General features: G+C 72.8%; 15 protein-coding genes. 7 read left to right on the forward strand and 8 right to left on the reverse strand.

The annotated features are described in order from the left end of the window. Positions 1 to 131 precede the first annotated feature (131 nt). Positions 132 to 866, forward strand: a complete 735-nt coding sequence (locus ACFYWG_RS14520; protein WP_376323455.1) for a bifunctional DNA primase/polymerase — start codon at positions 132 to 134, stop codon at positions 864 to 866. Between the two features lie 53 nt (positions 867 to 919). Here ACFYWG_RS14520 and ACFYWG_RS14525 read toward each other — a convergent pair whose 3' ends face one another. The 4 genes from ACFYWG_RS14525 to efeO form a co-directional block, all read right to left on the reverse strand. Continuing rightward, complete coding sequence (locus ACFYWG_RS14525; protein WP_389201484.1) at positions 920 to 1912, reverse strand: hypothetical protein; 993 nt, start codon at positions 1910 to 1912, stop codon at positions 920 to 922. Positions 1913 to 2036: 124 nt separating this feature from the next. Then, positions 2037 to 2876: an iron uptake transporter permease EfeU gene (efeU, locus tag ACFYWG_RS14530; protein ID WP_385413019.1), complete on the reverse strand. Its 840-nt coding sequence runs from the start codon at positions 2874 to 2876 to the stop codon at positions 2037 to 2039. A 3-nt stretch (positions 2877 to 2879) separates the two neighbouring features. Further along, a complete protein-coding gene (gene efeB / locus ACFYWG_RS14535) occupies positions 2880 to 4118 on the reverse strand; it encodes an iron uptake transporter deferrochelatase/peroxidase subunit (RefSeq protein ID WP_389201487.1) in 1239 nt (412 codons plus the stop codon). An 11-nt stretch (positions 4119 to 4129) separates the two neighbouring features. Then, a complete protein-coding gene (gene efeO, locus ACFYWG_RS14540) occupies positions 4130 to 5281 on the reverse strand; it encodes an iron uptake system protein EfeO (RefSeq protein WP_383502275.1) in 1152 nt (383 codons plus the stop codon). A gap of 219 nt (positions 5282 to 5500) precedes the next feature. Between efeO and ACFYWG_RS14545 the strand changes: the two genes are divergently transcribed. Both ACFYWG_RS14545 and ACFYWG_RS14550 read left to right on the forward strand, forming a co-directional pair. Next, complete coding sequence (locus tag ACFYWG_RS14545; RefSeq protein WP_376323465.1) at positions 5501 to 6145, forward strand: PhzF family phenazine biosynthesis protein; 645 nt, start codon at positions 5501 to 5503, stop codon at positions 6143 to 6145. A 98-nt stretch (positions 6146 to 6243) separates the two neighbouring features. Continuing rightward, positions 6244 to 6447 (forward strand): hypothetical protein, encoded by a 204-nt coding sequence (locus ACFYWG_RS14550; RefSeq protein ID WP_376323467.1) that lies wholly within the window; start codon positions 6244 to 6246, stop codon positions 6445 to 6447. Between the two features lie 126 nt (positions 6448 to 6573). Here the strand turns inward: ACFYWG_RS14550 and ACFYWG_RS14555 are convergent, their stop codons facing one another. Both ACFYWG_RS14555 and map read right to left on the reverse strand, forming a co-directional pair. Continuing rightward, entirely contained in the window at positions 6574 to 7221 is a 648-nt protein-coding gene (locus ACFYWG_RS14555; RefSeq protein WP_385413011.1) for a heme oxygenase (biliverdin-producing), read from the reverse strand. Between the two features lie 169 nt (positions 7222 to 7390). Beyond that, entirely contained in the window at positions 7391 to 8248 is an 858-nt protein-coding gene (gene map / locus ACFYWG_RS14560) for a type I methionyl aminopeptidase (RefSeq protein WP_376323471.1), read from the reverse strand. 58 nt (positions 8249 to 8306) lie between these two features. On the opposite strand from map, the gene ACFYWG_RS14565 reads away from it, so the two are divergent. Further along, the gene (locus ACFYWG_RS14565; protein WP_389201491.1) at positions 8307 to 8537 is read left to right on the forward strand and encodes a hypothetical protein; all 231 of its coding nucleotides are present in this window, start codon (positions 8307 to 8309) and stop codon (positions 8535 to 8537) included. A gap of 114 nt (positions 8538 to 8651) precedes the next feature. On the opposite strand, the gene ACFYWG_RS14570 is transcribed toward ACFYWG_RS14565, so the two are convergent. Beyond that, positions 8652 to 9254 carry a hypothetical protein gene (locus ACFYWG_RS14570; RefSeq protein ID WP_376323475.1) on the reverse strand — a complete coding sequence of 201 codons (603 nt, stop codon included), beginning with the start codon at positions 9252 to 9254 and terminating at the stop codon, positions 8652 to 8654. A 211-nt stretch (positions 9255 to 9465) separates the two neighbouring features. Here ACFYWG_RS14570 and npdG point away from each other — a divergent pair, with 211 nt between their 5' ends. Together npdG and ACFYWG_RS14580 are read left to right on the forward strand one after the other, a co-directional pair. After that, the gene (gene npdG / locus ACFYWG_RS14575; protein WP_376323477.1) at positions 9466 to 10185 is read left to right on the forward strand and encodes an NADPH-dependent F420 reductase; all 720 of its coding nucleotides are present in this window, start codon (positions 9466 to 9468) and stop codon (positions 10183 to 10185) included. 4 nt (positions 10186 to 10189) lie between these two features. After that, positions 10190 to 10429: a hypothetical protein gene (locus ACFYWG_RS14580; protein ID WP_376323479.1), complete on the forward strand. Its 240-nt coding sequence runs from the start codon at positions 10190 to 10192 to the stop codon at positions 10427 to 10429. A 10-nt stretch (positions 10430 to 10439) separates the two neighbouring features. Here the strand turns inward: ACFYWG_RS14580 and ACFYWG_RS14585 are convergent, their stop codons facing one another. Next, positions 10440 to 11240, reverse strand: coding sequence for a site-2 protease family protein (locus ACFYWG_RS14585; protein WP_376323481.1), 801 nt, complete (start codon positions 11238 to 11240; stop codon positions 10440 to 10442). A gap of 176 nt (positions 11241 to 11416) precedes the next feature. Here ACFYWG_RS14585 and ACFYWG_RS14590 point away from each other — a divergent pair, with 176 nt between their 5' ends. Then, entirely contained in the window at positions 11417 to 11704 is a 288-nt protein-coding gene (locus ACFYWG_RS14590; protein WP_389201494.1) for a hypothetical protein, read from the forward strand. Positions 11705 to 11799: the final 95 nt, after the last annotated feature.

Below are 11799 nucleotides of genomic sequence, written 5' to 3' on the forward strand. Positions count from 1 at the left end.
CGGCATATGCCTCGCCCCACCGGTACCCGTCTCGGCCGTCCTGCCCCGGATGTGGGCTCTGGCCCCCCGGTGCGCGCGAAGATGGGACGATAGGGCATGCTGTTCGGCACGACGGCGAGGCGAGGAGATAGATGAGCGCGGAGTTCGGCGGTCGGAGCGGCCTGCAGGGCAGACTCACCCAGTGGCTGCGCGCCGGGCGCCGGCCGAAGGAGTCCGCCGGGGACGGCGGCCGTGAGGACCTGCTGCTCGCCGCCGCCGACGCGGGACTGCCCCTGGCGCCCGCCGCGCACCCGGCCGGATACCGCTGCTCCTGCGACCGCGTCGGCTGTCCCACCCCGGCCCGCCACCCGGTGTCCTTCGCCTGGCAGACGCAGTCCACCACCGACCGCGGCCAGATCGAGCGCTGGGCCCGCCACCAGCCGCAGGCCAACTTCATCACCGCGACCGGCATGGTGCACGACGTCCTCGACGTGCCCCTCGACGCCGGTCGCGACGCGTTGGAGCGGCTGCTCGCCGACGGCGTCGAGGTCGGGCCGGTCGCCGAGAGCGACGACGGGCGCATGCTGTTCTTCACCCTCACCCGCGGTACGCCCGAGGACGAGGACGAGTGGTGGCCGTGCGAGCTGGACTGCCACCCCGAGACGATGGACGAGCACCCCGGGCTGCGCTGGCACTGCCGGGGCTCCTACGTGCTCGTCCCGCCGGCGCGGCTGCCCGGCGACGAGCAGGCCGTGCGGTGGGTGCGCGGCCCGGAGCACGCGCTGCCGGACCCGCTGAGCCTGCTGGAGGTGCTCACCGAGGTCTGCGCCCGGTACGCCGGCGAGGAGAGCGACCACGCCGGGACGGCCTGGCCCCTGCGGCACTGACCCCCCGGCGTCCCGCCTACGAGCCCTGCGGCACTGAGCGCCCGGCGTCCCGCCTACGAGCCCTGGGCCGCCGTGAGGCCCTGGATCCGGCCCAGGATCGTGACCTTGCCCGGGCCCCGCGGGTCCAGCGCGACCTCGTTGGAGACGAACTCCATCGTCAGGGTCTGCTTGATCTCGCCCTCGGTGAGGGCCTGGACGGCCTTGTTCGGCGTGGGCACGGACGTGCCCGCGTGCGCCGTCTGCTTCTCGTAGTGCCGCGTGGCGAAGAACACCAGTGCGCCACCGTCCGCCGTGCGCAGCCCCAGCGGCGTGTAGTCGCCGCCGGCCAGCGGCTCGTCGATGTACTGCGTGACCATGCCCGGCCGCTTGCTGTTCTTCTCCCGCAGGGCACGCCACTGGCTGGTGTGCGGCCCGTCGGCGAAGGCCTTCCCGCCGCTCTTGAGGTACGTCGCGTACGTCCGGCTCAGCTCGCCGGGCGCCGCGGCGAGGTCCTCGGCGCGTACCGGGACGGATTCGGCCCAGCCGTCCGCGTCCTGCCGGAACTTCGGGACGGCGGCCGGGGCGACGAGGGTCAGGTAGGCCACCTGGAAGGGGTCGTCGAGGCTGCTGCGGGTGAACACGAGGAGCCAGCGGGCGGATCCGCCCTTGTTGCCCGCGGCGTCCGCGAGGAACCAGCGGGGCCAGCCGGCCTTCTTCGGGATCGTGAACTTCGCGTCCGTCAGCTCCAGCGGCGTGTGGTTCGGGTTGCCGTCCGGGCTGTTCACCTTGCCGGCCTTCAGCCGGGCCGCGTCGATGTCGGCGAGGGCGCCGGTGGTGCGGTCGGCGTCCAGGGAGCTGTCGTAGGCCTCGTCGGCCTCGTTGTACGCGGCGGTGAACTCCCGCAGCGCCTCGGCGGCTTCGGCCCGGGTCGTGGACGGGAGGACCTCGCGTTCGCCGTGCACGACGACGCATCCGCTCGCGGTCAGCGACAAAGCGGTCAGCGAGGCTGCTATGAGGGCGCTCCGGGCGGGCCTGCGGAGCGTTCGAGGGTCGCGATCCCTGCTCATCGGGTTCCTTCACCTTCCCCTTTCCGGAGCCGAACCCTACCGGGTGCCTCCGGCGGCCGGACCGGGGTGGGTCCGGCCCGTGCACGCCCCGCGAGGAGCGGGCGCACGGGGGGACCCGGCGGCGTCAAACCCGGTCGGGCGCAGGCTCCTTGGCCGTCCTGGCCTTCCTGGCCGGCGCCAGGAACAGGGCCAGGGTCGGGATCAGGTACAGCAGCCAGGCGGCGACCTGGAGCGTGGTGGGGTCGGGCTGGAAGTTGAAGACGCCCTTCAGCAGGGTGCCGTACCAGCTGTCCGGCGGGATCGTGCCGGAGATGTCGAAGGCCTTGTCGGTGAGGCCGGGCAGGAAGTCGGCCTCCTGCAGGTCGTGGAAGCCGTAGGCCAGGACGCCCGCCGCGACGACGACCAGCATGCCGCCGGTGTAGGTGAAGAACTTCGCGAGGTCGATGCGCAGGGCGCCCCGGTAGAACAGCCAGCCCAGGAGGACCGCCGTCAGCAGGCCGAGGGCGACGCCCAGCAGCGGCTTCGGGGTCCCGTCGCTCGCCGCGTGGACCGAGGCCCAGACGAACAGGGCCGTCTCCAGGCCCTCCCGGCCGACCGCCAGGAACGCCGTGGCGACCAGCGCGCCGGTGCCCATCGCCAGGGCGGCGTCGAGCCGGCCGTGCAGTTCCGACTTCAGGTGCCGGGCGGTGCGCCGCATCCAGAACACCATCCACGTCACCAGGGCCACCGCGAGGATCGACAGGGAGCCGCCGAGCGCCTCCTGCGCCTGGAACGTCAGCTCCTGGGAGCCGAATTCGAGGGCGCAGCCGAAGCCGAGCGCGAGCGCCACCGCGACGCCGATGCCCGCCCAGATCGGCTTCAGGGCGTCCCTGCGGCCGGTCTTGACCAGGTAGGCGATGAGGATGCAGACGACGAGGCTCGCCTCCAGCCCCTCGCGCAGACCGATCAGGTAGTTGGAGAACATGCCCTACGCCTCCTCGGAGAACAGCGCCCGGCCCCACCAGTCGTCCCGGTCGCGGACGCCCGGCGGAACGGCGAACAGCGCCGAACCCACGTGCTGGATGTACTCGTTGAGCGCGTCCGCGGCCAGGTTGCGCTGGATCGGGATGAAGCCCTCGCGCACGTCGCGCTGGTAGGCCAGGAAGAACAGGCCCGCGTCCAGGCGGCCCAGTCCGTCGGTGCCGTCGGTGAAGGAGTAGCCGCGGCGCAGGATCGTCGCCCCGTGGTTGGCGTCGGGGTGCGCGAGCCGTACGTGCGCGTCGGGCTTCATCGCCTTCAGGAACGGCTCGTCGCGCTCCTTGGCCTTGCCGACCGGCGCGCCCTCGCCCTTGTCCCGGCCGAAGATGTCCTCCTGCTCCTGCAGCGAGGTGCGGTCCCAGGTCTCGATGTGCATGCGGATGCGGCGGGCGACGAGGTAGCTGCCGCCCGTCATCCAGGCCGGGCCGTCCTTCTCGCCGACCCAGACGTGCTCGCGCAGCCGGGCCGTCTCCGTGCCCGCGATGTTGCGCGTGCCGTCCTTGAAGCCGAACAGGTTGCGCGGGGTCTGCCCGTCGGGCGTCGTCGAGGACGTCTTGCCGAAGCCGAGCTGCGACCAGCGGATGACGACCTTGCCGAAGCCGATGCGGGCCAGGTTGCGGATGGCGTGGACCGCCACCTGCGGGTCGTCGGCGCAGGCCTGGATGCACAGGTCGCCGCCGCTGCGGGCCCGGTCCAGGTTGTCGCCGGCGAACTTCGGCAGGTCGACCAGGGCCTCCGGCCGCCGGTCCGCGAGGTCGAACCTGTCGAACAGCGACGGGCCGAAGCCGATCGTCAGGGTGAGGCGCGAGGGCTTGAGGCCGAGGGCCTCGCCCGTGTCGTCGGGGGGTGCCTCGGGCAGCCCGCCGTGGGCGCCCTCGCCCACCGGGCGCCCGGCCGTCATACGGCGGGCCGCCTCCGTCCAGTCCTTGAGGAGCTGGACGAGCGAGGCGCGGTCGTCCGTCGTCACGTCGAACGCGGCGAAGTGCAGGCGGTCCTGGACCGGGGTGGCGATGCCCGCCTGGTGGGGACCGTGGAAGGCGATCGCCGTGCCGGCCTGCGGCGCCGGTTCCTCGTCCGTGCGGGCCATCGCCACGGCGCCGCCGGCCGCGGCGGCGCCGAGCGCCAGGCCCGCGCCGCCCCAGCCGAGCAGGGAACGGCGGCTGGGGGAGGGCGTGTTGCTGTCCGTCATGGCGGGTCCCGCTACTTCACGACCGAGGCGGCGAGCTTCGACAGCGGCTCCGCCAGGGCGTTGACCGCGTCCGACAGCTCCTTGCGGTCGGCCTTGCCGACCTTGTCGTAGGAGGTGAACTCGTAGGAGCCGCTGTCGGGGCGGTACTTGTCGAGCAGGGCGTTCAGGGCTGCGAACTGCCGGTCCAGTTCGCGGGCCAGCGCCGGGTCGTTCTCCCGCGCGACCGGCTTCAGCAGGTCGTAGGACTTCTGCGCGCCCTCGACGTTGGCCTTGAAGTCGACCAGGTCGGTGTGCGAATAGCGCTCCTCCTCGCCGGTGACCTTGCCGGTGGCGACCTCGTCGAGGAGCTCCTTGGCGCCGTTGGCCATGGAGGTGGGGGTGATCTCGGCCTTGCCGACCCGGTTCTGCCAGTCCTTCAGGTCCTTGATCAGCAGGCCGGCGAGGTCCTTCTCCCGCGTGCCGATCTTCTTGTCCTGCCACAGGGCCTTCTCCAGGCGGTGCCAGCCGGTCCAGTCGGTGGCCGGGTCCTGGCCGTCCTCCAGCCCGTCCTCGCGGACGTCGACCTTGGGGTCGATGTCGCCGAAGGACTCGGCGACGGGCTCGGTGCGCTCCCAGCCGATCCGGGACGGGGCGTACGCCTTCTTCGCGGCCGCGAGGTCACCGTCCTCGACCGCCCGCGCGAAGGCCTCGGCCTTCGGCAGGGTCTCGTCGGCCTGCTGCTGGACGTAGGACCGGTAGGCGGCCACGGCCTTGTCCAGGCGCGGGTCGCGCCGGACGGCCTTGCCGCCGGTGGCCTTCACGGACTGGCGGATGCCGTCGCCCTTCATGCCGGGCTTGCAGGCGATCTGGTAGTCGCCGGCCTTCACCTCGGCGGTGACGCGCTGCTTGGTGCCGGGGCCTATGTTCTCCCGTTCGGTGACCACGCGGTCGTCGGGGAAGAGGACGTAGACCTCGGTGACCTTGGAGCCCTTGTTCTCGACGGCCAGCTCGACGTGCCCGGCCGGGAACTCCTTCTTCGACACCTCGCACTTGTCGTCGGTCGCGGTCACCTTGATCACGCGGTCGCCGCCCTCGGCGTCGCTCTTCTCGGTGCAGCCGGTGACGGCGGTCAGGGCCGCCACCGTGACGGCGGTGAGGGCGAGGGAAGGTCTCGCGGGTCGCATGAGGGCTCCAGTACGTGGCCGAAACATGAGTGCGGTGAGCCTCCGTCTGGGAAGGTGAGGCTCACCTAACGCATAAGAATCGCGTAAGCGTCATCAAATCGACTTCATGAATCGGTCAAGGACCGGTCAAGACTGCGGCGCCGGGTTGCGGACCCGCCCGTCCTCCCCTCTCTCCCGCCCGGGGTCCGCCGGGTGATCGTCCGGTGCTTGAATGCCCCCGTGACTGACTACGACGTGCTCCGCGTCTTCTGCGGACCGAACGGCGGATACGGCAACGAGCTCGCGGTCGTGCGCGAGGGGTCCGTGCTGCCGGAGCGCGAGGACCGGCAGGCGTTCGCCGCGAAGGTCGGGTTCAGCGAGACGGTGTTCGTCGACGACCCCGAGCGCGGAGTGATCGACATCTACACCCCCACCGTGCGGCTGCCCTTCGCCGGGCACCCCTGCGTCGGCACGGCCTGGTTGCTGGACGTGCCGGAACTGGTCACCCCGGCCGGGGTGGCGGGGGCGCGCCAGGACGGGGAGTTCTGCTGGATCGAGGCCCGGGCGGACTGGGTCCCGCCGCGCACCCTGCGCCGGTACGGCAGCGCCGCCGAGGTCGACGACCTGGACGTGCCGCCGCCGGGAGAGTGGGTGTACGCCTGGGCCTGGGAGGACGAGCCCGCCGGGCGGATCCGGGCCCGTGCCTTCCCCGGCCGGGGCGACGGCATCGACGAGGACGAGGCGACCGGGGCCGCCGCCCTGCTGCTCACGGACCGGCTGGGCCGGGCCCTCAACATCACCCAGGGGGCCGGGTCCCAGATCCTCACCGCGCCCCAGCCGGGCGGGTGGACCGAGGTCGGCGGCCGGGTGCATCTGGAACGCTGACCCGGGCGGCCCGCGGCCGTACGGGTGGAACAGCGTGTGCAAGCGGCGGTGAGCGGGGACCACTGGGCGTGACCGAGCACCACCGCGAGAGGAATCCCATGCGCATTCGTTCCGCTCTGGCCGTCATCGCCCTGACCGCCGCCGTGACCGCCACGGGTGCGGCGACCGCCGCGGCCAACGACGAGGGCCCGGACCACCGCGACCACGTGGCGTGCAGCCCGTACTTCGGTGAGCTCGAGGCCGAGACCGCCGAGATCGAGTGGGGCGGCGCCGTCTGCCACAACGGCCCGTTCGACATCTGAGCCGGACCGGCCGCGCTCGAACGGACCGGGGCCCCTCGCCGCGTGCGAGGGGCCCCGGTCCGTTCCGTCACCGTCCCCCTCCGCGCCGTCGCCCCCGTCCGGGCCGGCGTCTTTGTCGGCGCCGCGTCACGCCGACAGGGGGAACTCCTCGCCCAGGGCCCGGAACACCCCGTTGTTCAGCTCGTAGGCCCGCTTGCACTCGGCCACGATCCGCTGCCGCTCCAGCTCGTCCGCGGGCACCGCGTCCAGCAGCTCCCAGTAACCCCGCCGGAACGCCGCCGGGTTGGGGACCTCGTCGAAGACGTAGAAGCGGACCCCGTCACCCTTGCTGGTGAAGCCCCAGGTCCGCTCGGCCGTGGCGCGGATGACCTGCCCGCCGGCGAGGTCGCCGAGGTAGCGCGTGTAGTGGTGGGCGATGTAGCCGGCCGGCCAGGTGCGCGCGCAGTCGGTGATCCGCCCGGTGTACTCCCGCGTGGCCGGCAGTGCCCCGGCCGACGCGCGCCAGCCGGGGCCGCGCAGATGCTCCAGATCCCGCTCCAGGGCCGCCCTGCGGAACAGCTCCGGGCGGACGAAGGGGCCGGCCACCGGATCCCCGGCCAGCCGCTCGGCGGCGGACTCCAGTGCGTCGTACACGAACCAGAGCTGCTCGGTGTACCGGGCGAACGCCTCGACCCCCAGCCTGCTTCCCAGCAGGTCGCTGAGGAACGTAGAGCCCCTGACCTCCTCGTGCTGCTCGCGGGACGCGGTCCGGATGACGGTCGAGAAGGAGTCCATGGGCCCACTCTCTGTGGTCGGGTGACCCCGAGTCGACGGGTTGCCGACTCGCTGTCGGTAAACTTCCCGACGTGCGGTCGGCAAAAACCGCGCCGGACAGCACGACGGCCCGCCCTCCGGGGAGGGCGGGCCGTCGTCGGGTCCACGCCGGGCGGGCGCCGGCCGCGTGCTACGGCAGTGTCAGGATCTCCGCGCCGGAGTCCGTGACGACCAGCGTGTGCTCGAACTGGGCCGTGCGCCTGCGGTCCTTGGTCACGACCGTCCAGCCGTCGTCCCACATGTCGTACTCGTGCGTCCCGAGGGTCAGCATCGGCTCGATCGTGAACGTCATCCCGGGCCGGATGACCGTGGTCGCGTGCGGGCTGTCGTAGTGCGGGACGATCAGGCCCGAGTGGAACGACGAGTTGATGCCGTGACCGGTGAAGTCCCGCACCACCCCGTACCCGAAGCGCTTGGCGTACGACTCGATGACGCGGCCGATGATGTTGATCTGCCGGCCCGGCTTGACCGCCTTGATGGCCCGCTCCAGCGACTCCCGGGTCCGCTCCACCAGCAGCCGCGACTCCTCGTCGACCTCGCCGACCAGGTAGGTGGCGTTGTTGTCGCCGTGCACCCCGCCGATGTACGCGGTGACGTCCAGGTTGACGATGTCGCCGTCGCGCAGCACGGTCGAGTCCGGGATGCCGTGGCAGATCACCTCGTTGACGCTCGTGCACAGCGACTTGGGGAAGCCGCGGTAGCCGAGCGTCGAGGGGTAGGCGCCGTGGTCGCACATGTACTCGTGCGCCACCCTGTCGAGTTCGTCGGTCGTCACGCCGGGGGCGATGAGCTTCGCGGCCTCCGCCATCGCCCGGGCCGCGATCCGGCCGGCGACGCGCATCGCCTCGATCGTCTCGGGCGTCTGCACCTCCGGTCCGGTGTACGGCTTCGGCGCGGGCTTGCCGACGTACTCGGGGCGGCGGATGTTTCCGGGCACGGAACGGGTGGGGGACAGCTCCCCCGGGACGAGCAGCGACTGGCCAGACATGCCAGCGAGTCTAACCAGCGGCGACGGGGGAACATGTCGGTGGCGAGAGGAGCTGGTCATGGCCCTGTTCAAGAAGCGGACGGTCGGCAAGCCGGGCGAGTGGTACTACTGCCTGGAGCACAAGAAGGTCGAAGAGGGGCCCGAGTGCCCCAACAAGGACCGCTTCGGCCCGTACGCGAGCCGTACCGAGGCCGAACACGCGATGGCGACCGCCCGCGAGCGCAATCTCCAGTGGGAGAACGACCCGAAGTGGCACGACGCCGCGGCGGGCGGCCGAGAGGACGACTGACCCGTCACGTGACCCGTCACGACACGACGCCCGGCACGGCGGTCCCACCGCCCCGGGCGCCGTGTCGTGTCCGGAGGGCTCCGCGCCTCGTGCACCAGGGGTGGGGCCGTGGCCTCACCAGCGTGCCGGGGGCGGTGCCGTCAGGTGTTCCGCCAGCCAGGACATCCGGTCCCGCAGGCGGCGACGGCCGCGCGGTGCCGGCAGCGCGTTCTCACCCGCCGCTGCGCTGACCAGGTGCTGCACGGTGTCGAGGTCCAGCTCGGCCCCGTCCGGGACCGCCAGCACCTCGTGCGACATCGACGGCAGCTCGCCGCCGCCCTGGCCGAGGGCCAGGACCGTCGCCCCGGCGCGGCGGGCGTCGAAGACGCGCTCCAGCAGCGCGGCGGCCGGCGCCTCGGGCGTCACCACCAGCAGGGTCTCGCCGCGCCGGGCCGCCTCCAGCCGGCCGAGACCGACCGCCAGGTGCGCCGGGTCCGAGGGCCGGGCGTCGTGCCGCACCAGCGTCGGGGCCAGCTCCGGCGTGCCCGACCAGGCGGCCTCGTCCACGAGGTGCGCCGCCAGGTGCCAGGGCTCGTACCGCTCCGTGCCCACCAGCAGCAGTCCACCGCCGTGTGACACCACCGACCCCCGCAGGGCCCCCGCGAACCGCCGGGTGGCCCCCAGCCACTCCGTCCCGGCGAGCACTTCCCGCAGCAGCGCGACCCGTACGGCATCCATGGCCCCGATCCTGCCCCGGCGCCCCCGGCAGGGGACGCGCTTCCCCGGGGATTAGCCCGCCCCGGGCACGGGACCAGGACGGCTGTTCCACGACCGAACGCGCGGGGGAGCGCCCCGGACGCGGCGGGCTGTGCGTCCGGCAGGCCCAGCGGCCGCCCGGCACCCCCACCTGAACCGGTCGGCGTCGCGGGGCGGCCGTAGAGTCGGGGCCATGACCTCTACCGACAGTGCCGCCACCGGAACCGCGCAGAAGGCCCCCGCCAAGGATCCCTGGGATCTGCCCGACGTCTCCGGACTCGTCGTCGGCGTGCTCGGCGGGACCGGGCCGCAGGGCAAGGGCCTCGCCCGCCGGCTCGCCGAGGCCGGACAGAAGGTGATCCTCGGCTCCCGGGCCGCCGACCGCGCGCGGGCCGCCGCCGAGGAGATCGGCCACGGCGTCGAGGGCGCCGACAACGCCGAGACCGCCCGCCGCAGCGACGTCGTGATCGTCGCCGTGCCCTGGGACGGCCACGCCGAGACCCTGGAGTCCCTGCGCGGGGAACTGGCCGGCAAGCTGGTGGTCGACTGCGTCAACCCGCTCGGCTTCGACAAGAAGGGCGCCTACGCCCTCAAGCCGGAGGAGGGAAGCGCCGCCGAGCAGGCCGCCGCCCTGCTGCCCGACTCCCGCGTCACGGCCGCCTTCCACCACCTGTCGGCCGTCCTGCTCCAGGACCCGGAGATCGAGCGGATCGACACCGACGTCATGGTCCTCGGCGAGGAGCGGGCGGACGTGGAGATCGTCCAGGCCCTGGCCGGCCGCATCCCCGGCATGCGCGGCGTCTTCGCCGGGCGGCTGCGCAACGCCCACCAGGTGGAGTCCCTGGTGGCGAACCTGATTTCCGTGAACCGCCGCTACAAGGCCCACGCCGGGCTCCGGGTCACGGACGTATGACCGCGTGGGGGACACTGGAGGGACCAGCAGTGCCCGCAGTGTCCCCCGACAGGAGCCACCCGACATGCCCCGCCTCGCCCTCTACGCCCTCATCGTCTGCCTTCTGTCCGTGACCGCCGCCGTCGTCTCCTTCGTCCAGGGCAGCTGGCTGGGCATCGTGTGGGTGCTGCTGGCGGGCCTGTCGTCCAACATGTGCTGGTACTACGTCAAGCGCGCCAGGCAGCAGAAGTCCGTCACCGGCTGACCCGGTCCGCTCAGGGCGCCGACGAGCAGAAGTCGTTCGAGCCCTGCCAGAAGCGGTACAGCTCCTGACCGCAGTACGTCTCGAAGTCGCTGATCCCGAGGGACTTCAGCAGCGCGTCGATCACGTCGAAGAAGACGCCGTTCACCGCGGGCAGCCACAGCAGCGCGAACACGAACAGCAGGCCGAACGGCGCGAACGGCTCCACCTGCCGCCGCACCTTGTACGACAGCCACGGCTCGATCACGCCGTAGCCGTCCAGGCCCGGCACCGGCAGGAAGTTCAGCAGCGCGGCCGTCACCTGGAGCAGCGCCAGGAACGCCAGCGCGAAGCGGAAGTCGCTCGGCACGCCGTCCAGCGCGTCCAGCCAGAACGGGGCGGTGCACACGACGGCGAACAGCACGTTGGTCAGCGGGCCCGCCGCCGAGATCAGGCTGTGCCTCCAGCGCCCGCGGATCCGCCCGCGCTCGATGAACACCGCCCCGCCGGGCAGACCGATCCCGCCCATGATCACGAAGATCACCGGCAGCACGATGCTGAGCAGCGCGTGCGTGTACTTCAGCGGGTTCAGCGTCAGGTAGCCCTTCGCGCCGACCGAGATGTCGCCGCTGTGCAGGGCGGTGCGGGCGTGCGCGTACTCGTGCAGGCACAGCGAGACGATCCACGCCGCCGTCACGAACAGGAACACGGCGACCCCGGGCTGCTCCGCGAACCCGGTCCACGTCGCCCATCCCGTGACCCCCGTCACGGCCAGGATCCCGACGAAGACGGGACTGATCCGCCGCTCGCTGTGGCGGCTGGTGGCGGTGGTCATCGGACTCCCTGCTCTCGAACACCCGGTGGGACGGCCCGACGCTACCGGGCACACGCGGAAAACGCCTCGCGCCGGGTGCCCGGTTCCGGGGAGGGTGGGGCCATGGGGCTCTGGCACGTGATCCACAGGACCGGCAGCAGGAGTGCTGCGGCACACCCTTCGCCCTGGGCGACGAGGTGAGCTGCCCCCTGCTGCTCCAGGACCCGGAGGCGGTGTACGGCGGTGGCTGGCACGACCAGCTCACCCGGGTCGCGGGCCGTACGGAGGAGGGCGGCGTCCGGCTGCTGCGCGAGGAGTCCGGCCTCGTCGTCGCGCCGGGAGCGGGCCACGGCGGCGGGCGGTACCGGCGTTCCGCCGAAGATCTCGCCGCCCTGCTGGTGGGTCTCAGCACGACCGCCCCGGCGGTCGGCGGGCCCCGGCACCACCGCCCCGACGGCGGACGGCGGGGTGACGGGCGTGCCTGACCGCGGAGCGCCGACGCGGCGTGCGGCCCGTGCGGGCGGGCCCCGGCACCCGCCGCGCCGTCGACCGCCGCGCCCCGCCCCCGCACCACCGGAGA

The organism is Streptomyces sp. NPDC003456, assembly GCF_042878735.1.
Taxonomy (GTDB): Bacteria; Actinomycetota; Actinomycetes; order Streptomycetales; family Streptomycetaceae; genus Streptomyces.